A 20,175-nucleotide genomic window follows, 5' to 3' on the forward strand; every position below is an offset into this window, starting at 1 on the left:
CGGGTGCGGACGGGGCGCTACCCCAGCACGGCGGCGGCGCGGCGGGAGACGCTGACCATGTCCTGACGCGGCACCACCTTGACCCGCTCGCGCTGGACGGGCCCGGTAGCCGAAGCCTGGGCCCCCAGGTCCTTTTCAAAAGCGTCCAGCTCGTGCCAGCCTTCCCAGGTGGTGTATTCCACGCCGCGGCTTTCGAGCAGTTCGGTGACGGCATCGGAGGCAACCTCGACGGCGGCCGGCAGCCCTTCGCGGTCGGCCAGCAGGTGGGTGATGGTCTCCAGGGCGTCGCCCTTGGTGCTGCCAATCAGGCCCACGGGCCCGCGCTTGATCCAGCCCGTGGCATACAGGCCCGGCACCTGGGTGCCGTCGGCACCCAGCACGCGTCCGCCGTCGTTCACCACAACGCCGCGGCGGTGGTCAAACTCCACGTCCGGGAGGGCTGAGCCAAAGTAGCCCACCGAGCGGTAGACGGCCTGGACGGGGTAGTCGATGAATTCTCCGGTGCCGCGGACGTTGCCGGTGCCGTCCAGCTCGGTGCGTTCAAACGTGATGCCGGAAACCTTGCCGTCCTCGCCGGTGATTTCCACCGGGTTGTGCAGGAAGTGCAGGTGCAGGCGGCGGGAGGCGCCCGCGGCGGGGTCGGCGGCGTCGTCGTCCTGCTCCACCAGCCAGTTGGTCAGCGTGTTCACCATGGTCTTGACCTGGTTGTTGCCCTTGATGGCGGCGTCGGAGGCTTCGTCAAAGTCGAAGTCCTCCTCGTACAGGACAATGTCCACGTCGCGGGAGTGGGAAAGCTCGCGCAGCTCCATGGGCGTGAACTTCACCTGTGCCGGGCCACGTCGGCCGAAGATGTGCACATCGGTTACCGGCGATGCCTTCAGCCCGGCGTAGACGTTGTCCGGGATTTCGGTGACGAGCAGGTCGTCGGCGTGCTTGGACAGCACGCGCGCCACGTCCAGGGCCACGTTGCCGTTGCCGATCACCGCGACGTCCTTCGCCGTCAGCGGCCACTCGCGCGCGACGTCCGGGTGGCCGTCGTACCAGGAGACGAAGTCGGCCCCGCCGAAGGACCCGTCGAGTTCGACGCCGGGAATGTTCAGGTCCGCATCCTTGATGGCGCCCGTGGCGAAGATCACGGCGTCGTAGTGGTTTTGCAGGTCCTCAAGCGAGAGGTCCGTGCCGTAGTCGACGTTGCCGAAGAAGCGGATGTCGCCGCGGTCCAACACCTTGTGCAGGGCGTTGACAATGCCCTTGATGCGCGGATGGTCGGGCGCGACGCCGTAGCGGATCAGGCCGTATGGCGCCGGGTAGCGGTCAAAGAGGTCGATCGCCAAGACCAGGCCGTCCTGCACTTCCTGGCTCTTGGTCAGCATGTCCGCGGCATAGACGCCGGCCGGGCCGGAGCCGATGACGGCAATGCGCAGGGGGCGCCCGGCGGTGCCGCGGGCAGCGCCGGCTGTTGTCAAGGAGGTGGTTGAAGGCAAGGCTGTGCTCGTTTCTGTCAATCAGGAAAGGGGCCTGGGACAAGTCTAGGAGAGTGGGATGAAGGTTTCGCGCGTGCCGTAGCGGGCCGTGGCCAGCGCGGCCGGGGCCAGTGGGCTGACACGCACCACGTCGCCAACGACGACGACCGCCGGGTTGCGCACCCGGCCCGCCTGGGCCTGGGCCGTGATGGTGCCCAGTGTGCCAATGGTGACGCGCTGGTTCTTGGCGAAGCCGTTCTCGATGATGGCCACGGGGCAGTCCGGTCCGCGTCCCGCCGCCTGCAGGGTGGGGACGGAGCGGTTGAGCGTGCCGACGCCCATCAGCAGGACGACCGTGTGGTCGCTGCCTGCGGGGACGTTGTCGAGATCCTCGTGGCCGCTGACCATGGTGAACGCCTTGGCCAGGCCTCGGTGTGTGACCGGGATGCCGGCGGCGGCCGGGACGCTGACCGCGCTGGTGACGCCCGGGACCACTTCCACGTCCACGCCGTTCTCGCGGCAGGCGATGGCTTCCTCGCCGCCGCGGCCCAGCACATACGGGTCGCCTCCCTTGAGCCGGACCACACGGTTGCCATTTTGTGCTTCCCGGACGAGGATGGCGTTGATTTCAGTTTGCGGGACCGGGTGGTGGCCGGGAGTCTTGCCGACCTCGATGACCTTCACGTCTTCGCCCAGGCCCTCTAGCAGGCCGCGCGGGCCCAGCCTGTCCGCGACGACGACGTCGGCCTCGGCCAGCAGCCGCCGGCCGCGGACAGTGATGAGGTCCTCGGCGCCGGGACCGCCGCCGACGAGGGCGACCCGTCCCCGCTGGTCGATCCCCGGGCGCTCCCGCGCACTCCCACGCTCGACGCGGGGCCCTCGCGCCCGTGGGCCCATGTCGGTATCCCGGCGGTATCTCCCCAACGGCAGTTCGCCGGTTTCCAGCGACGCCTTGATGGCGTTGCGGATGGCGACGGCGCGCAGCGGGTCTCCCCCGGCGTTGACGGCCACCTTGACGTCCTCGACCGTTGCGACGGCGGGGGTCCAGGCTGCGGAATCTTCCGCGTGGGAGTGGTTGACGCACCAGACGCGCTGCGCCTCGGCGTCGGCCGCGACACGGGAATCGATGCCAGGGTCTTCGCTGGCGGCCACGGCAAACCAGGTGTCCTCCATGTCGGTTCCGCGATAGTGGCGAGGCTCCCAGACCAGGAGGTCGGTGAGTTCCCGGGCCGCGCTGCTGAGGACGGGGGCCACCAGCGTGACGCGGGCCCCGGCGTCGAGCAGGGCCTTGGCGCGGCGCGCAGCAACGGGGCCGCCACCCACCACCAGCGCGGGGCGGCCAAGGAGCCGCAGCGAGGTCGGAAAAAGATCTGCAATTGCCATGGATCGACCTTATGGACTGCAAATATTGAGGTTCAAGGCGTTCGTTACACCCGTTCACGTGGCGTCACGCGGGGACATACTTGGTGATCTGGCTGCGTGAATCCTCGACGCGCACGTCCGCAGGCCGGCCATGAGCCGTCAGCGCCGCCGTCCGACAGCACTGATCCGATCGTCCCGACAGCCGGTCAATTATGGTCAGGCAGGCCAATGACGGTCACAGCGTGTTCCAGTCCGGCGAAGTCGTCGATATTGCGCGTCAACAAGAGCAGTCCATGCCGTACGGCGGTCGCAGCGATCTGCAGGTCCATGCGGCGCGCTCGTCGGTTGTGGCCGTGCTGCCGTGCTGCCGAATGAGCGTGGCCATGACGCCGCAGTACTCGGCGGTAGCCAGGTCGAATGGCAGCACGTCAAACTGGTCAAGAATGTCTTGGATACGTTGACGACGGCGAGACTGTTCCAAGGGGTCGTTCGCGGCAGTGGCACCATACTGCAACTCCGCGCCCGCTGCTCATCGTCGGCCGGCCTGCCGCTCCCATGGGTCTTCTGGATTGTCTGCGCCTTCTCGAAGGTCGTGCCACCATTGCTCGGCGGCCTGCTTGGAAATTGGCTTGGCAGTCAAGGCCCCGACCGCGTCGCCCGTGGGCACAAACCGGCGTCTGCCGGTGTCACGCTGATGCGGCACGACATCAGCGACTGGCCGCCCGTTGACCGTCACGATGAAGGACCCGCCGGCGGCTACCCGTCACATGATCACTGCGTTGTCATGACGCAACTCGGACTGCCGTATTTCCGTTGCCATGGCGTTATTATGGCTCACACATAGCGGTCGATGCCCGGGGGCGCTCACGGGACGCGCGTCCTACGGGCGTCCCCTCTGTTCGGGCAGCCGCGGCGCGAGGGCCCCAGCCGGGGTCTCGCGCGCGCAGAGCTCACAGCCCTACCACCGTCGGGAGTGACCGGGACTACCGGGTGCTGCCGGCCAACAGGCCGCGGCCGCGCAGGAGCCGCTTTTCCACGGGCGCAAATACCAGCAGCTCCACGGCGATGCCCACGAACAGGATGACCAGGATCGCGGACATGACGATCCCCATGTCCGCCAGTTGCCGTCCCTGCTCGAGCAGCGAGCCCAGGCCGAAGCCCAGCGTCCCGCCCATCGCGATGATTTCCGCCGCCATGAGTGAGCGCCACGAGAACGCCCAACCCTGCTTCAGCCCGCCCACGTAGCCGGGCAGGGCGGCGGGCAGCACCACGTTCAAGGCCATCTCCCAACGCGAGGCGCCCAGTATCCGTCCCACGCGCCGGTACTGCGGCGGAATCTGGTCCACGCCGGAAATCAGCCCGTTGATGATGGATGGGATGGCGCCCATGAACATGACGAAGTACACGGTGGCGTCGCTGAGCCCGAACCAGATGATGGCGGCCGGCACCCACGCCACGGACGGCAGCACCTGCAGCCCGGACACCAGCGGCCCAAAGGCGCGGCGAAGAACGCGGACCTGGGACAGCAGCAGGCCGATGGGCGTGGCCACCACAATGCTGATGGCGAAGCCGACGACGCCGCGCTGCAGCGACGTCCAGATGGCTTCCTGCGCGGTGCCTTCCTGCCAGAGCAGTCCCAGGGAGCCGAGCACGTCCAGCGGCCCCGGCACCTGGTCGCGGCGCCGGAAACCGAGCGCGACGTACAACTGCCACGCCAAGACCAGGACCACCAGGGCAGCGACGGGCAGCAGCACCCGGGAGAGGTCGATCCTGCGGCGGGGCACCGCCTCGGACTGCAGAGAGTCCAGCCCGGCTTCCAAGGACCTCATGTCCTCGGCGCTGCCGCTCTTAAGCAGGGGCGAGGTGACTGTCTCAGGCATGGCGGCGGATCTCCTCGCGCAGTCGGGCGGTGATGCACCCGGAAAGTTCGCCGGCCTTGGCGGCGTCGGTGCGGTGTTCCTCGGAGACCTGCCATTCGGCCACCACTGTGCCGGGGCGGGAGGAGAGCAGCAGCACGCGCTGGCCCAGCCGCACTGCCTCGCGCACATTATGGGTGACAAAAATGATGGTCCGGCCGGTCTCCTTCCACACCCGTTCCAGCTCGTTGTGCAGCAGGTCGCGGGTGATGGCGTCCAGGGCGGCAAAGGGCTCGTCCATCAGCAGCACGGCCCGGTCCTGGGCGAGCGATCGCGCCAAGGCCACGCGCTGCCGCATGCCTCCGGAAAGTTCGTGCGGGCGCTTGTCCGCCGAGTGCCCCAGGTTCACCAGATCCAGCAGCTCCCGGGCGCGCAGCTTCCGCTCCGCCCGGCCCACGCCGCGCAGCTTCAGCGCCAGCTCAACGTTTCCCCGGGCGCTCAGCCAGGGAAAGAGCGACGAGTCCTGGAACATGAACGCGGCCCCGTCCGACGGCACCTCCAGCGCCCCGGACGTCGGCACGTCCAGCCCCGAAATGATATTGAGCAGGGTCGACTTCCCACAGCCCGAAGCGCCCAGCAGCGCCACGAACTCGCCCTGCCGTACGGTGGCATTGACGTCGGCCAGGACGGCCGGGCCGGCACCGAAGCGCTTGCCCACGTTTTCAAGTACGACGGCGGGAGCCCCGCCCTGGAGCCCTTCCTCCGTGCGCCGGGCGCCGGTTGCGTCCTGCGGTTCCCGGCCCGGGGACTGCGTGAGCGTCTCCGTCATTCTGTCCCCAGTCCGGCCGCCGAAACCGGATTCTGCCCGGCCGCCTTCAGCACTTGGTTGAGCGGTTCCAGGTCAAAGATGCCCGAGAGGTCCGCCTGCTTGGTCACCCCGGCTGCGACGCCGTGCTGCAGGAGCTTAGGGAAGGTCGCCGCCAACGGATCGGCGGAGAACGTCAGCTCGGTCAGCGACCTGTCAATGACGTTCTGGGCCAGCGGCTTTCCAGCGGTCTTTGCCAGCCCTGCGTTGACCACCGCGGCCGCCTGCGGCCTGTGTTTGCCGAGCCACTGGATCGAGTCCACGTGGCCCTTCAGGAGCGCCTCGACAGTCTGCGGATGGGCGTCCAGGAACGACTTGTTCACCACCAGCACGGTGGTGCTAAATTGCCCCTTGTCCCACAGCCCGGCTTCATTCACCAGCACCTTGGCGCCGGCCTGGAGCACCAAGCGGGAGGCCCAGGGCTCGGGAAGCCAGGCGCCGTCGAGCTTGCCGGCCTGGAAGAGTTTGAGCGTTTGGGCGTTGTCGGTGGGGTTGATGGTGACGCCCCCGCCGCCGCCAGGCGTTGTCTTGTAGCCCTCGCCGGCCAGCCATGAGCGGAGCGCCACGTCCTGGGTGCCGCCCAGCTGCGGGGTGGCCAGGACCTTGCCCTTGAGCTGCGCCGCTGAGGTGATGGATGGCTTGACCACCAGTTCCGCTCCCCCGCTGGTGGCGCCCGCAATGATCCTGATGGACGCGCCGCTGCTTTGGACGTAGGAGTTGATGGCGGGGTTCGGGCCCAGGTAGGCGGCGTCGATGGCCCCGGCATTGAGCGCCTCGATGGCCGATGGCCCGGCGCTGAACGCCTGGGTGGTCAGCATTGTGGCGCCCAGGTCCTTGGCAAAGATGCCTTCCTGCAGGCCGGCAATGGCCGGTGCGTGCGTGACGTTGGGGAAGTAGCCCAGGCGGAGGGTCGCGGCCGCACTGGCTTGGGGAGCGGCGTCGTTCTTGGCACTGTTGTTGGCGGTGACGGACGCGACGGCGGCCCCCGCCCCAATCAGCGCGACGAGTGCGGCGACGGCGATGATCTCGGCCGTGCGGCGCCTTCCCTTGGGCATTTCGCCGGCGACTATCCGGGTGGTGGCAAGCTTCGGCGGGTGTTCGGGGTGGTTCGGCATGGTCGGGTCCTTTGGTCGGTGAGGTGCGGGGCGGGCGCTTAACGCGCGCTACATCGCGGAGCGGGCATCCGGGACGCGGGTGATTGGGGGCGCCTCATGCGGGTCCGGGCCGGGGTGCCGCCGGGCTCTGCCAAAGTGGTCATGCGTAAACGCTATGGAGTGGCGCGGGCGTCCTTCAACGGATGGGACACCCGGGGTCACGGGGGTTCACGCAGCGTCACATACTGCCCCGGCTGTCCGTCTTCCGTGGGCGCGGGCAGGATTTTGCGAACGCACAAGCCTTCCGGACCTCTGCGCTTAGCGTGGTCTCAAGACAAACTCCAAGGATCTAGAACCACCCACTGCGGCCGACGGCGAATTCACCCGTAACGGCGGGCCCAACGGATTTTCCAGTCTGACGCCGTTCCTGGCCGTCCCCCGGGCCGGCGAGGCGCTGGCCTTCTACCGGGACGTTTTTGGAGCCAAGGTCGTGGCGGTCACCGAGTTCGGCGGCGTCGTGGTGCACGCCGAGCTGGACTTCGGCCAGGGACGGCTGCAGCTCGGTGAGCCCTCCCCCGACAACCACCCGGTCCCGGAAAGTGCCGCGCGCGTTGCCGACTGGGCCGCCCAACAGGGGTGAGCGAAACGGCGGCGTCCGCGTCCGGCGTCGTGCCTGGGTTTAAGAGTCTTGGGGATGGACGCCGCGCAGCCGCCGCAGCCGGAAGCGCAGCTTGCCTTCGCGGTTGAAGTCGTTGCCCACGTTTTTGGTGGCGTCGATATACGGTTCGCCGAGGGTCTTGAGCAAGAGGTCGTCGACTACGCGGACCTGGCCGGGCGTGAAGCGGTAACCCATGGACGCCACCACGGCGCCTTGGTCGATGTCCGCAAACCACTGTTCGATCGCCGCCACGGTGCAGTAGCCGCTGGCCGCGAGCACTTCGACCAGCCACTGGTACTGGCTGGCCCTGCTGTGGGGAAAGGCCGGGAACGTACGGTCCAGGAGCAGCTGCAGGGAATCCGCGTCGAGGACCTGTGAGCCGTTCGCGGCCGTTTCCGACTGCAGCCTTTTGAGGATGTCGGAAATGTTCACGAACTGTTGGTCCGCCAGCTCTATCAACGTTGACGCCATGGTGAACGCCCGGCTGATTTCGGCGTTGTCCACGTGCGTGCCCTTGAAGCGGATGTCGTGCTCGAATTCGGCCCAAGCGTGCTGGAGGACCGTGCGCAACTGCACCTCGAAGCGCTGCCCTCGGTACGCCTCGCATCCCACCGGCGGGCTGTCCACGGGCACTTCCAGTGTCAGGTGCCGGCCCGCGTAACCTATTCCGCCGTTCTTACGGATGACGGCGGTCTTGTCCTCGTCGTCATGGCAGATGAACTGGCTGGTCAGCGCTATGGCCACGGCCTTGATGTCAGTTTCCACAAAGAGGATAACGCGGACGCCGATCAGGTCGTCAAGGTTGTCGGGACCGCCGGGGTACCGCGGCCTGGCGAATTCATCGCGGCGGTCCAGCTTTTCCTGCACGGACTTTGGCGTCTTGACGCGGCAGCGAACGTCGTGATGGTTCAGGCCGTCGTCCCGCAGTCTGGCGACGATGCATTTTCGGATGGCCTCCGCGGCGGCCTCATAGTCACAGATACGCCCGGCAAAGTCCAAAACGTCCGGACTGAACTCCCCAACGGACTGCCGCATGGTCACATCCTTAATTCCTGCCGGATCTTAGCTACAACTCTACCCATTGGCAGGCTCTGGTGGGCGGACCGCGGTCATTGAGTTGGTGCGGCGGTCGAAGCCGGTGAGACCGGGCGCTCGGAGCCGCTGGGTCCGGGGATTGGTGGCACGGGCGGGGCGGAAAATGTTTGGAACTAATGTTCTAGAAACTATTGAGAGTGTGGTATATAGGGCGTAGGCTTGGTGTCATGGACAGGCCGGAGAGCGGCCCCGGCAGCGGGGGAGTTCCCGCCACAGCGGATGTGGCGGCCCTCATCGCCGCCGTGTCCCTTCCCTCCATTGAACCCTTCGGCCCCGACACGCCCGGGCTGGCCGGGCTGCCGGCGTACACCCGGCACCCGGTCCCGGAGCCGGAACCGGCCTCGCGGGTCCAGGTCGCGCGCACCGTGCAGGACGCCACCATCGCCGCCCTGGCCGCGGTGCGGGTCCTGGAGGGGAGGACCGCGGCGTTGAAGGCGGCCCTGCTCGCCCGCCACCTGGCCGCCGCCGCCGTCGAATCGGCCGCGGTGGCCCTGGACCCGTGGCAGGCCGGGCTGGGCGAAGCCTCCGCGACCGCCGAGATCGCCACGACCCTGTGCATCGCCCAGGGCAGCGCGGCCGCCCTGGCCCGCCAGGCCGTGGAACTGCTCGCCCACCACCCCGAGACCCTCACCGCCCTGGAAACCGGCACCCTGTCCTGGCGGCACGCGTGCACGGTCCTGGGTGAAACCGGCACCCTGGCCCAAACCCCGTCCCTGGCCCCGGCCGACATCACCGCGTTCGAAGCCCGCCTGCTCGCCGCCGCGCCGGGCACCACCGCCGGCGGGTTCGCCTCCCGGGCCCGGCGGATGCGCGAGGGCCTGCACCCGGAAACCCTCACCACCCGCACCCGCCAGGCCATCGCCAAACGCTCCCTCACCCTCGAACCGGGCAAGGACGGCATGTCCTGGCTGACCCTGCACATCCCCGCCCCGGCAGCCCAGGGCGCCTACGTCCAATGCACGCGCCTCGCCCGGACCCAACAAGGCCCCGACGAACACCGCACCCCCGGCCAACTCCAAGCCGACACCGCCACCCTCCTCCTCCTAAACCAACCCCTCCCCACCACCACCAACGAAGGCACCACCAACACCACCGGCGGCAGCAACGCCGGAACCAACGGCGGAACCACCGGCGGGCTCAGCGACAGCGACAGTAACGCCGGAACCACCCGCGGAACCACCGCCGGGCTCAGCAACAGCGACAACCGCACGACCGGCGCAGACAGCGACAGGAGCAACGGCGGCTCAAGCAGCACCGGCGGAAGCAACGGCAACACCCGCCACGACGGGCCCGGAGGAAACAATGCCGGCGGCGCCGCTGGCGCTCCGGACGGCAGCCACACTGTGGCCGGCGGCCGCAATGGCGGGCCTGTCGGCGGCCCGTACGTGGGTGCACGGTTCATCAGCGACCCGTTCTCGGGCCAGATCCTGGACATGTACACCATCACCAGCCCCACCCCGATGGAAGAGGGCCGGTATACCGGGTTGACGCTGGTGGACGTGGTCCCGGACTGGGCCCACGGGCCCTCGCACGAAGTGATCGGGCCCCTGACCCGGGACGCCGACGCCCGCGCCAGGGCCTGGGAGACCAACCCGGAAAACATCCCCCTGACCGGAACCCTCTGCCCCGACACCCCACCCGGCACCGGCAGCACCGGCACGGCATCCGGCACCGGCAGCACGGTCGGAGGCTCCGTGATGCGGGACGGTCATGCCCGAGGGGACGGTTCCGTCCCGGGCGGCGGCACGAATGGAGCCACCAACGGCGGCACGGGCGGCGGCTCCGGTGTCACCGGTGGCATGATTGGGGAGCTGGTCGCCGGGCTTGCCGGCGCCCTGGTGGACGGGGTGGTCGACGGGTTGCTGGAGGATCCCGTGCAGGACTACCTGGACCAGCTCGAGGCCGCCCGCAACGGGGCGGCGATCACCGGGCCTCCGCTGCCGGGCGCGCAGGTGATCATCACGGTCCCGGTCCTGGGCCTGCTCGGAGCCACGAACGAACCGGCGCAGCTGGCCGGGCACGGGCCGATCCCGGAGGAAACCGCCCGCAGGCTCCTGGAGAACGCCGGGGCGTTCCTGCGCGTGCTCACCGATCCCGTCACCAACGTGCCCCTGGCGGAGCTGGCCCCGGAACGGTACCGGCTGCGGGAAGCCGAGAAAACCCTGCTGCGGGCGTTGAACGAGACGTGTTCGTTCCCGAACTGCACCAACCCGGCCATCACCGCCGACATCGACCATGTCATCGCCTACGGCCAGGGCGGGCCCACCACCAGGGCCAACACCCACCCGGGCTGCCGCCTCCATCACGCGCTGCGTCACTTCCGTGACGACAAGGACCGCCACGGCCGCTACCGCCAGGACCGGGACCCGGACCGGGCCGGGATCAAGCTGCGCGGCTGGAAGCCCTGCACCACCGCCGACGGGCGCGTGGGCTGGACCTCGCCCACCGGCAAATACCACGCCCCCACACCCCGCGACACCCAGCCACCGGCCTACCCCAAATGGCTCAAAAAACGCCTCGCCAAAAACCCCAGCCACCACAAAAACAGCCCCACAACCGGCCCGGCGCCCCGGATCGACCTAAGTCAAAGCCCCCTCGAAAGCCTCCTCGACTACAACTTCAAACACCCCAACAACAACAACCCGCCCGACAGCTGACAGACCCCGGGTTACTGACAGACCCACCCCCCGGATTACCGGCAGACCCAACCACCGGCTTTCGACAGACCCAACCACCGGGACCCTGGGCGCGACGCCCCCGCAGAGATCGCAGACCGGCCACCGGATTCGACAGTCCCAACCACCTTAGTTATACCGCATCGAGTCGTGTCCGCGACGCTCCACCTAGGCAATCTTCTTCCGATACGCCGCCATGGCGAAGATATAGGCCACAATAAGGATGCCGACGCACCAGGTGAGGGCGATCCAGATGCTGTTTCCCACCGGCTGCTGCGCGAACAGGTCCCTTACCGTATTGACGATGGAAGTGACCGGCTGGTTTTCGGCGAACCAGCGCATCGGTCCGGGCATGGTGGCGGTGGGCACGAACGCGGAGCTGATGAACGGCAACAGGATGATCGGGTAGGAGAACGCGCTCGCGCCGTCCGCCGAGGTCGCGGAGAGACCGGGGATGACGGCGATCCACGTCAGCGCCAGCGTGAACAGCATCAGGATGCCGCCCACGGCAATCCAGGCCAGCGGCCCGGCGGACGAACGGAAGCCCATGATCAGGGCAACCAGCACCACAACGACGATCGAGACCAGGTTGGCAACCAACGACGTCAGCACGTGGGCCCACAGCACGGACGATCGCGCGACAGGCATGGACTGGAACCGCTCGAAGATTCCGCCCTTCATGTCCAGGAACAGCCGGAATGCCGTGTAGGAGATGCCCGAGGCAATCGTGATCAGCAGGATGCCCGGCAGCAGGTAGTTGACGTAGTTGCCGGTGCCCGTCTTGATGGCCCCGCCAAGTACGTACACAAACAACAGCATGAAAGCGATCGGCATGATGGTGGTGGTGATGATCGTGTCCAGGCTGCGCGTGATGTGGCGCAGGGACCGTCCCAGCAGGACGGCGGTGTCGCCAAAGAAGTGCGTGTTCATGGCTGGTCCTTAGTTGCCTCGGCCTTGCTGGTTTCCCCGACGAGGGCGAGGAAGACGTCCTCGAGTGTCGGCTGCTTCTCGACATATTCAACCTTGGCCGGCGGCAGCAACGCCTTGAGCTCGGCAAGGGTGCCGTTGACGATGATCCTGCCGCCGTGCAGGATGGCGATCCTGTCGGCCAGCTGTTCGGCCTCGTCCAGGGTCTGCGTGGTGAGCAGGACCGTGGTGCCGTGCGCCGCGAGTGCCCGCACGGCTTGCCACACCTCGAGCCGCGCCTGGGGGTCAAGTCCGGTGGTCGGCTCGTCGAGGAAGATCACCGGCGGATTCCCGATCAGGCTCATCGAGATGTCGAGCCGCCGGCGCATGCCGCCCGAGTATTCTGATACCTTCCTGCTGCCGGAGTCGGCGAGCGAGAACCGTCCCAGCAATTCATCGGCAACGGCGCCCGGGTCCTTGACGTGCCGCAGCTTGGCGACCAGCACCAGGTTCTCGCGGCCGGTGAGGATTTCATCGACCGCCGCGAACTGCCCCGTGAGGCTGAACGACTCACGCACGTGCGCGGCCTGGGTGGCGACGTCGAAGCCGTTGACCGTGGCAGCGCCGGCGTCGGCCTTGAGCAACGTGGCAAGGATCTTCACAACCGTGGTCTTGCCCGCACCGTTCGAGCCGAGCAGGGCAAATACGCTCCCCTGTGCCACGTCAAAGTCGACGCCGCGCAGCACCTGCAAATCCTTGTACGACTTCTCCAGACCCCGCACGCGGATCACAGGCGCCTTGACGTTGGTGGTTTCCATCTGGGTGTCCTTTCCCCTTGGCCCTACGGCTCGCCGCCGGCGGCGCGGTCAATGGCGTCGACCAGCCGCTTCCGCTCCTTGTTGATCCACTGACCCTCCGAGTAGTTCGCCAGGAATGTCTCCACGAATTCCACGGGATCCTCCCCCACGATCGCCCGGACCGGGGTGGCGTCCGCGACGCTCTGCTCGAAGAGATCGAGCAGATCCTCCAGCATCGTCACCAGGGTGTCCCCCTTGGTAATCGACCCGAAATACATCAGGTACCGGTCCAGCGCCTCGATGGCCGTGCGGTAGTTCTCCGGAAGCACCTTGACGCGCGCCTTGTACTGCCGGTATTGCTTCTTTTGCTCCAGCGAGCCGGTGACCAGCTCGATCCAATTCTTTGCCATTGTTACTGCCCTTCATCCTTGAGCTGTCCCAGCCTCTCGGCCAGAAAGCCCCATGTTGTCCAAAATTCCTCGAGATATTGCCGCCCGGGTGCGTTGAGGGAGTACACCTTGCGCGGCGGCCCCTTCTCGGACGCAACCTTCTCCACCTCGACCAGCCCGTTCCGTTCGATCCGCACGAGCAGGGCGTAGACGGTGCCCTCGGCGATGTCCGTAAAGCCCTGTTCCCGCAGCCGCGTCGTGATCTCATATCCGTAGGCGGGCTGCACGGACAGGATGGCCAGGACGATCCCCTCGAGAGTGCCCTTGAGCATCTCCGTCATTTGTTTGCCCAATTGACGCTCCTTCCACTACCCAGTGTTACTAGCTACTGGTACATAGTAGCGTTAAGTAGTGAGGATGCAACACCCCCCAAGGAGAAATTAAAGTACGACGGCGTTTCCCGCCGGGTGCGCACGTCACCAACGCGTCAGGCGCGCTTGAGCCCGGGGATGAAGCGGGCCACGACCAGCAGAACCCAAGTGCTGATGACCTACGGCCACGTGGACACGCCATGCAGGTCCTGGACGAGTAGCGTAAAAGGGCAGGCAAGCACAGGGCCCCCGGATAGCCGAGCATTCCCCGGCCCAGGCTGACGGCGTCCTCGTGCAACAGCAGTACAAGCAGGCTTTGCAGCACGCTTCCCAGCATCGCCGCGAGCCCCACTTTCCAGTGGGCGGCGAACAGGGCCAGCAGAATCAGGGCCCCAACTGCCACGTTGTCGATCAGCTCCCGGTGGCGGGAACGGAAGGCCCGGGCCAGCGCCCCACAAAAACCCTGATGGCCGTTACGCACCTCGCTGGCCGGAACCGCAACAACAGCCCAGCCACCGATGAGCCGACGCTTCCGATCACGACGAGGAGCGCCATCTGCCAGCTGGCGACCACGAATGCGGCCAGGACCAGCAGCCCCCGGGACGGCCTTGGTCTGAAAGAAGATTGGGGGACGCCAAATAACAAGGTGATCGTGCCATGGCCCAGCCAGTCATTCCCCGGGCGGCGGAGGGCCAGCTGTTTTTGTGGCATCCGAAAATCTTACGCCCCAAAAATGCGCAGCTTCCGCGCGGTGACTTGACAGCTGCGTTCGACTCCTCCAGGGCGCTGTCTCGTTGGTGCCGGTGAAACCCTGGCATCCGGCCGGGAAGCCGACAGGCTCAACCTCAGAGGACGAGCTCAATCGCCGGAAGGGCTAGATCACGTAGCGTTCGTCCTCGTGGTCGCCGGGGTGGTCCCTGACCAGGCCGGCGGCGAGGGTGTTCCCGTCCTGCGGGTCGATCACCAGGAACGCGCCGGTGCGGCGGTGCAGCGCGTAGCTCTCGATCGGCAGCGCGGACGCCAGGCGGATCTGCGCCGTGCCAATGTCGTTCAGCTCCAGCCCGGACGCGGCACCCAGCTCAAACGTCTCCAGATCCAGCTTTCCCGTCACGGCGCGGACCAGGCCCTGCACTGTCTTGCTGCCGTGCTTGATCAACACCTTGGCCCCTTCGCGCAAGGGTTTGGCGGAGAGCCAGCACAGTTCCGCATACAGGTCCTGGCTGACCTCGCCAAAGGTGCCGCGGGCGGCGATGACGTCGCCACGGGCAATGTCAATCTCCTCACTCAGGCGCAGTGAAACGGACTGCGGCGCCACGGCCCGCTCCAGGGGCCGGCCGGCGAAATCGATGCCCGTCACGGAGGCCTTCGTGCCGGACGGGAGGACCGTGATCTCATCACCCACTGCCACTGAGCCGGACGCCACCTGCCCCGCATAGGCGCGGTAGTCGCGGAAGGAGGCACCGGCGTCGTCCGCGTTTGAAAGCTCCGGGGCCAGCGCCCCCTGCGGACGGACCACCAGCTGGACGGGGAAGCGGAACGGCTCCAGCCCGCGCTCTACCTCGTCAGTGGTGGGCAGGGTCTCCAGGATGTCCAGCAGGCTCGGGCCCGTGTACCAGCCCGTGTGGGCGGAGCGCGTCACCACGTTGTCGCCCTCCAGCGCGGACACCGGCACCACCAACAGGTCGGCGACGCCGATCTGCGCGGCCACGGACTGCACGTCCGCCTCAATCGCGCGGAACGCCGCCTCACTGTAGTCCACCAGGTCGATCTTGTTCACCGCGACCACCACATTCGGCACCCGCAGCAGCCGCAGCACGGACAGGTGCCGGCGCGTCTGCTCCAGCACCCCCTTGCGGGCGTCGATGAGGACGACGACGGCATCCGCGGTGGACGCGCCCGTCACCGTGTTCCTGGTGTACTGCACGTGTCCGGGGCAGTCCGCCAGGATGAAGCTGCGCCGGTCAGTGGCGAAGTAGCGGTAGGCGACGTCGATGGTGATGCCCTGCTCACGCTCGGCACGCAGGCCGTCGGTCAGCAGCGCCAGGTCGATCTTCTGCCCGCTCCCTCCTTCGCCGCCAAAGCCGCGGTCCGCCGAGGTGCGCGTCACGGCGTCGAGCGTGTCGGCCAGGATGGCCTTGGAGTCGTGCAGCAGCCGGCCCACCAGGGTGGACTTGCCGTCGTCGACGGAACCGGCCGTCGCAAAGCGGAACAAGGTACCGTGGGCCAGCGGGGTCTCGACCACCGAAGTATTTGTTGCGCTCATTAGAAATAGCCGTCCTTCTTGCGGTCTTCCATGGCTGCCTCGGAGATGCGGTCATCGGCCCGGGTGGCGCCACGTTCGGTCAGGGTGGAGGCGGCAACTTCACGCACCACGTCGTGGACGCTGGTGGCGTTGGAGGCCACGGCGCCGGTGCAGGACATGTCCCCCACGGTGCGGTAGCGCACCTGCTTGATGACGACGTCCTCGTCGGGGCGCGGCCGCGACACCTCGCCCACGGCACGCCACATGCCGTCGCGCTCAAACACTTCGCGTTCGTGGGCGTAGTACAGGCCGGGCAGTTCGATGTTTTCGCGGGCGATGTACCGCCATACGTCCAGCTCCGTCCAGTTGCTGATCGGGAAGGCGCGCACGTGCTGCCCCACGGTGTGGCGGCCGTTGTACAGGTTCCACAATTCCGGGCGCTGGTTGCGTGGGTCCCACTGGCCAAACTCGTCGCGCAGGGACAGGATGCGCTCCTTGGCGCGGGCCTTGTCCTCGTCCCGGCGGCCGCCGCCAAACACGGCGTCGAACCGGTGGCGCGCAATGGCGTCCAGCAGCGGGACCGTCTGCAGCGGGTTGCGGGTGCCGTCAGCCCGTTCGGCCAGTTCCCCGCGGTCGATGAACTCCTGCACGGACCCGACTTCAAGGCGCAGGCCCAGGCGCTCCACCGTGCGGTCGCGGAACTCGATGACCTCCGGGAAGTTGTGCCCCGTGTCCACGTGCAGCACCGGGAACGGAACCTTGCCGGGCCAGAACGCCTTCGTGGCCAGGTGCAGCATCAGCACCGAGTCCTTGCCGCCAGAGAACAGCAGCGCGGGGCGCTCGAATTCGGCCACGACCTCTCGGATGATGTGGATGGCCTCGGATTCGAGCAGGTCCAGGGAGTCCAGGGTTCCGACAGTCATGCCGGCCGGCTCAATCACCGGGTTTTCAGTCACTTGGGTGCTCATACGTGTAGTCCGCATTCTGTCTTGGAGGTTCCGGCCCAGCGGCCGCTCCTGGGGTCGGCGCCGGGGGCCACTTTGTTGGTGCAGGGTGCGCAGCCGATGGACGGGTATCCCTGGCTGAGCAGGGGGTTCACGGGCAGGAGGTTGTCCTCTGAGTAGCCGATCAGCTCCTCGTAGCTCCAGGTGGCGACCGGGTTGACCTTGACCAGGCCGTTCTTCTCGTCCCACACCACCAACGGAGTGTTGGTGCGGGTGGGCGCCTCGTCCCGGCGCACTCCCGTGAACCACAGTTCGTAGCCCTGCAGGGTGCGGTGCAGCGGTTCCACCTTGCGCAGTGCGCAGCACTGGGCGGGGTCGCGGGCGAAAAGGTTCTTGCCCAGCAGCGAATCCTGCTGCGCCACGGTGTGCTCCGGCAGCACGTCGACGACGTTCACACGCAGGTTCTCGGCCACCGCGTTGCGCGTCGCGTAGGTCTCCGGAAAGTGGTAGCCGGTGTCGAGGAACAGGACGTCCACCCCGGGCAGCTGGTCGGCCACGAGTGCCGGCAGCACGGCGTCGGCCATGGAACAGGCGACGGCGGCCGCCCCCGTGGCGAAGTTCTTCGCCACCCAGGCGATGACGTCCTTGGCGGACGCATCCCAGGCCAGTTCCGCGGCGCCAGCCTCGGCCAGGGCCTTCAGCTCGTCGTGCGGGCGCAGTCCCGTGGCGGCATCGGCCGCGACAGCGGCTTGTGTCTCCGTCATTTCAGCAGCTCCTCGTCCACGCGGTGTGCGAATTCGGCGAAGGTCTCTTCCGGGAGCTTGTTGGCGGCGTAGCTGCGGATGACGCGCTCCACGTAGTCGGCCAGGTCGGCAATGGCTACCTTCAGCCCGCGGACGGTGCGGCCCAGGCCGGCTTCTTCCCGGTTGTGCGAGGACAGCCCGCCGCCCAGGTGGACCTGGAAGCCTCCTGTTGTGCCGCCGTCGTCCGTGGGAACGACGATGCCCTTCAGGCCGATGTCAGCCGTCTGGATGCGGGCGCAGGAGTTGGGGCAGCCGTTGAGGTACAGCGTGATGGGATCACCCAGCACGCCGGCGTCGACCAGGTCCGCGAGGCGCACCTCGAGCTCGCCGATGACGTCGATCGCGGTGTCCTTGGTGTTGACGATGGCCAGCTTGCAGAACTCGATGCCGGTGCAGGCCATGGTGTTGCGGCGGAAGACTGAAGGGCGTGCGGACAGCCCGACCTCCTCCAGCCCGGCCACCACTGCCTCAACCTTGTCCTGGGAAATGTCCAGGGAGATGATCTTTTGCAGTGGGGTGGTGCGCAGGCGGTGGGAGCCGTGGGCTTCCAGGAGGTCCGCCAGGGCGAGCATCTGCGTGCCGGAGAAGCGGCCCACATACGGGGCGGCGCCGATGAAGAACTTGCCGTCCTTCTGTTCGTGGACACCGACGTGGTCGCCATTGACAGTGGCCTTGGGCGGGGCGATGCCGTCGGGCAGCTTGCGGCCCAGGTATTCATCCTCGAGGACCTGCCGGAACTTTTCCGCACCCCAGTCCTCCACCAGAAACTTCAGCCGTGCCTTATTGCGCATGCGCCGGTAGCCGTAGTCGCGGAAAATGCTGGTGACTCCCTCCCAGACGGCCGGCCCGTCCTCCGGCGGCACAAACACGCCGACCCGCTGCGCCAGCCGGGGGGCGGTGGAGAGCCCGCCGCCCACCCACAGGTCGTAGCCCGGGCCGAGTTCGGGGTGGCGCACGCCGACAAAGGAGATGTCGTTGATCTCGTGGATGGTGTCGTGGTCCGGATAGCCGGTGATGGACGTCTTGTACTTGCGCGGCAGGTTGGAGAACTGCGGGCTGCCGATGAAGCGGTCGCGAATTTCCTGCAGGAAATCGGTGGGGTCGATGATCTCCGCCTTGGCTATGCCTGCCACCGGGGAACCGAGCATGCCGCGCGGCACGTCGCCGCAGGCCTCGGTGGTTTGCAGGCTCACAGCCTCGAGACGGCGCCAGATCTCCGGCACGTCTTCCACCTCAATCCAGTGGAACTGGATGTTCTGGCGGTTGGTCAGGTCGGCCGTGTTGCGGGCAAAGTCGACGGAAATCTGGCCGATGACGCGCAGCTGCTCAGTGGTGAGCTTGCCGCCGTCGGTCCTCACGCGCATCATGAGGTAGCTGTCCTCAAGTTCGTGCGGTTCCAGGGAGGCGGTCTTGCCGCCGTCGATCCCCTGCTTGCGCTGCGTGTACAGCCCCCACCAGCGGAAGCGGCCGTGCAGGTCGTCGTCGCTGATGGAGTCAAAGCCCTGCTTGGAGTAGATGGTCTCGATGCGGTGGCGCACCGACAGGCCGTCGTCCTCCTGCTTCCAGGCCTCCACGGGGTTCAGCGGCGCCTTGCCGTCAACATTCCACTGCCCGTGCGGCTTGGCGGCGGGACGGGGGCGGGCGGGTCGGCCCTTTGCAGGCGCCTCGGCGGAATCGGTGGCGGCCTCGGCGGCTGCTCCGGCCAGAGCTGTCTGTGTCATGAAACGAGCCTAGGTCGCCTCCCACGGGTGGCCGTCACCGGGTGCAACGCGGGTTCACCTTAGGCAATATTTCGTCACGTGCCCCGTTTCGCCGGCGGCTGTGCTTGGCCGCCTTTCCACCCACGACGCCGGGCACTTTGCTCGTGCGCACGGTTATGGCGTCACGGTGCGCCACTTCTGACGTGGCACAGGGTTACGCCGCAACGCTCCGCAGGACTGCAGCGTCAAAGTGCTCCAGCGCCAGCTGCGCCAGCAGCGGCGAGGGCAGCAGCGGTTCGCTGACGCTGTCCGCGCCCGCCTTGCCCAGCTGGTCGTGGAAGTAGCCGGGCGCCAGCAGGTAGGAGGCAACCGCGACGCCGGCCGCACCCTTGGCGCGCAGCTGCGCCACGGCATCGGGAACGGAGGGTTCGGCGCTCGCACCGTAGGCTGCCAGGATGGTTTCGGGCCGGCGGACGGCCAGGTCCGCCGCCAGCACCTCCACCTGTTCGGCGGCCTCGGGCCGGGATGACCCCGCCGCCGCGAGCACAACACCCCAGCGCTCCGGCAGTTCGCCCAGCCGTTCGTGGAGCAGCCCGGCCAGGCGCGGGTCCGGCCCGAGCGGCACCGCGGCCAGCGATCCGGGCCTGCTTTCAACGGCCCGGGCAATGTCCACCTGGACATGGTGGCCCACCGTCAGCAGGAGCGGAACGACGACGGCGCGCACCCCCGCGGGCAGTCCCGCCACGACCGCGGGGAGCGACGGCTCCTGGACATCCACGTAGGCTTCCAGGACCACCAGCCCGGGCCGCAGCGCAGCAATGTCGGCCCGGAGCTGGTTGATCCGGGCCCGGCCCTCGGCATTGTTGGTGCCGTGCGCGCAGGCGATCAGGACCGATTCCGCTCCCTCAAGTGCGCCAGTGCTGTCCTCGCCCACGGGCGCTCCTCCCAAAGTTCC

19 protein-coding genes and 1 pseudogene are annotated in these 20,175 nt (G+C 67.6%); 3 read left to right on the forward strand and 17 right to left on the reverse strand.

From position 1 onward, the window contains the following. Nucleotides 1-17 precede the first annotated feature (17 nt). From DMB86_RS00250 to DMB86_RS21375, 3 genes are all read right to left on the reverse strand, one after another. The gene (locus DMB86_RS00250; protein ID WP_227878516.1) at nt 18-1,484 is read right to left on the reverse strand and encodes an FAD-dependent oxidoreductase; all 1,467 of its coding nucleotides are present in this window, start codon (nt 1,482-1,484) and stop codon (nt 18-20) included. A 45-nt stretch (nt 1,485-1,529) separates the two neighbouring features. After that, on the reverse strand, nt 1,530-2,846 hold the full coding sequence (cobA, locus tag DMB86_RS00255; RefSeq protein WP_113716043.1) for a uroporphyrinogen-III C-methyltransferase: 1,317 nt from the start codon (nt 2,844-2,846) through the stop codon (nt 1,530-1,532). Between the two features lie 185 nt (nt 2,847-3,031). Next, nucleotides 3,032-3,154 (reverse strand): PIN domain-containing protein, encoded by a 123-nt coding sequence (locus DMB86_RS21375; RefSeq protein WP_257792223.1) that lies wholly within the window; start codon nt 3,152-3,154, stop codon nt 3,032-3,034. A 32-nt stretch (nt 3,155-3,186) separates the two neighbouring features. On the opposite strand from DMB86_RS21375, the gene DMB86_RS20445 reads away from it, so the two are divergent. Beyond that, nucleotides 3,187-3,669, forward strand: coding sequence for a hypothetical protein (locus DMB86_RS20445; RefSeq protein WP_171814318.1), 483 nt, complete (start codon nt 3,187-3,189; stop codon nt 3,667-3,669). A gap of 139 nt (nt 3,670-3,808) precedes the next feature. Here DMB86_RS20445 and DMB86_RS00265 read toward each other — a convergent pair whose 3' ends face one another. From DMB86_RS00265 to DMB86_RS00275, 3 genes are read right to left on the reverse strand one after another with little or no spacing between them, the layout of a single operon-like run. Further along, nucleotides 3,809-4,705 carry an ABC transporter permease gene (locus tag DMB86_RS00265; protein WP_113716044.1) on the reverse strand — a complete coding sequence of 299 codons (897 nt, stop codon included), beginning with the start codon at nt 4,703-4,705 and terminating at the stop codon, nt 3,809-3,811. After that, nucleotides 4,698-5,510, reverse strand: a complete 813-nt coding sequence (locus DMB86_RS00270) for an ABC transporter ATP-binding protein (RefSeq protein ID WP_113716045.1) — start codon at nt 5,508-5,510, stop codon at nt 4,698-4,700. Before DMB86_RS00270 ends, DMB86_RS00265 begins: the two co-directional genes overlap by 8 nt. Then, complete coding sequence (locus DMB86_RS00275; RefSeq protein WP_113716046.1) at nt 5,507-6,661, reverse strand: ABC transporter substrate-binding protein; 1,155 nt, start codon at nt 6,659-6,661, stop codon at nt 5,507-5,509. Before DMB86_RS00275 ends, DMB86_RS00270 begins: the two co-directional genes overlap by 4 nt. 331 nt (nt 6,662-6,992) lie before the next feature. Between DMB86_RS00275 and DMB86_RS00280 the strand changes: the two are divergent. Then, nucleotides 6,993-7,235: pseudogene (locus DMB86_RS00280) on the forward strand (VOC family protein); the annotation flags it as partial. Between the two features lie 84 nt (nt 7,236-7,319). Here the strand turns inward: DMB86_RS00280 and DMB86_RS00285 are convergent. After that, the gene (locus tag DMB86_RS00285) at nt 7,320-8,333 is read right to left on the reverse strand and encodes a GTP pyrophosphokinase (protein WP_113716048.1); all 1,014 of its coding nucleotides are present in this window, start codon (nt 8,331-8,333) and stop codon (nt 7,320-7,322) included. A 227-nt stretch (nt 8,334-8,560) separates the two neighbouring features. Here DMB86_RS00285 and DMB86_RS00290 point away from each other — a divergent pair, with 227 nt between their 5' ends. Beyond that, the gene (locus tag DMB86_RS00290; RefSeq protein WP_113716049.1) at nt 8,561-11,050 is read left to right on the forward strand and encodes a DUF222 domain-containing protein; all 2,490 of its coding nucleotides are present in this window, start codon (nt 8,561-8,563) and stop codon (nt 11,048-11,050) included. A 186-nt stretch (nt 11,051-11,236) separates the two neighbouring features. Here DMB86_RS00290 and DMB86_RS00295 read toward each other — a convergent pair whose 3' ends face one another. The 10 genes from DMB86_RS00295 to DMB86_RS00340 form a co-directional block, all read right to left on the reverse strand. Then, entirely contained in the window at nt 11,237-11,998 is a 762-nt protein-coding gene (locus tag DMB86_RS00295) for an ABC transporter permease (RefSeq protein WP_113716050.1), read from the reverse strand. Further along, nucleotides 11,995-12,792, reverse strand: coding sequence for an ABC transporter ATP-binding protein (locus DMB86_RS00300; protein ID WP_113716051.1), 798 nt, complete (start codon nt 12,790-12,792; stop codon nt 11,995-11,997). The genes DMB86_RS00295 and DMB86_RS00300 overlap by 4 nt, the downstream gene beginning before the upstream one ends. A gap of 23 nt (nt 12,793-12,815) precedes the next feature. Then, a complete protein-coding gene (locus tag DMB86_RS00305) occupies nt 12,816-13,181 on the reverse strand; it encodes a DUF1048 domain-containing protein (RefSeq protein WP_113716052.1) in 366 nt (121 codons plus the stop codon). 2 nt (nt 13,182-13,183) lie between these two features. Continuing rightward, nucleotides 13,184-13,513 (reverse strand): PadR family transcriptional regulator, encoded by a 330-nt coding sequence (locus tag DMB86_RS00310; RefSeq protein WP_113716053.1) that lies wholly within the window; start codon nt 13,511-13,513, stop codon nt 13,184-13,186. 28 nt (nt 13,514-13,541) lie between these two features. Next, nucleotides 13,542-14,012, reverse strand: coding sequence for an urea transporter (locus DMB86_RS21565; RefSeq protein ID WP_171814319.1), 471 nt, complete (start codon nt 14,010-14,012; stop codon nt 13,542-13,544). Between the two features lie 393 nt (nt 14,013-14,405). Continuing rightward, entirely contained in the window at nt 14,406-15,794 is a 1,389-nt protein-coding gene (locus DMB86_RS00320) for a sulfate adenylyltransferase subunit 1 (protein WP_113716055.1), read from the reverse strand. After that, the gene (cysD, locus tag DMB86_RS00325) at nt 15,794-16,741 is read right to left on the reverse strand and encodes a sulfate adenylyltransferase subunit CysD (protein WP_113716056.1); all 948 of its coding nucleotides are present in this window, start codon (nt 16,739-16,741) and stop codon (nt 15,794-15,796) included. The genes DMB86_RS00320 and cysD overlap by 1 nt, the downstream gene beginning before the upstream one ends. Beyond that, the gene (locus tag DMB86_RS00330) at nt 16,738-17,481 is read right to left on the reverse strand and encodes a phosphoadenylyl-sulfate reductase (RefSeq protein WP_113716057.1); all 744 of its coding nucleotides are present in this window, start codon (nt 17,479-17,481) and stop codon (nt 16,738-16,740) included. The genes cysD and DMB86_RS00330 overlap by 4 nt, the downstream gene beginning before the upstream one ends. Continuing rightward, a complete protein-coding gene (locus DMB86_RS00335) occupies nt 17,478-19,241 on the reverse strand; it encodes a nitrite/sulfite reductase (protein ID WP_113716058.1) in 1,764 nt (587 codons plus the stop codon). Before DMB86_RS00335 ends, DMB86_RS00330 begins: the two co-directional genes overlap by 4 nt. 193 nt (nt 19,242-19,434) lie before the next feature. Continuing rightward, nucleotides 19,435-20,154, reverse strand: coding sequence for a sirohydrochlorin chelatase (locus DMB86_RS00340; protein ID WP_227878517.1), 720 nt, complete (start codon nt 20,152-20,154; stop codon nt 19,435-19,437). Nucleotides 20,155-20,175 lie beyond the last annotated feature (21 nt).

It is taken from the genome of Arthrobacter dokdonellae (genome assembly GCF_003268655.1).
Taxonomy (GTDB): domain Bacteria; phylum Actinomycetota; class Actinomycetes; order Actinomycetales; family Micrococcaceae; genus Specibacter; species Specibacter dokdonellae.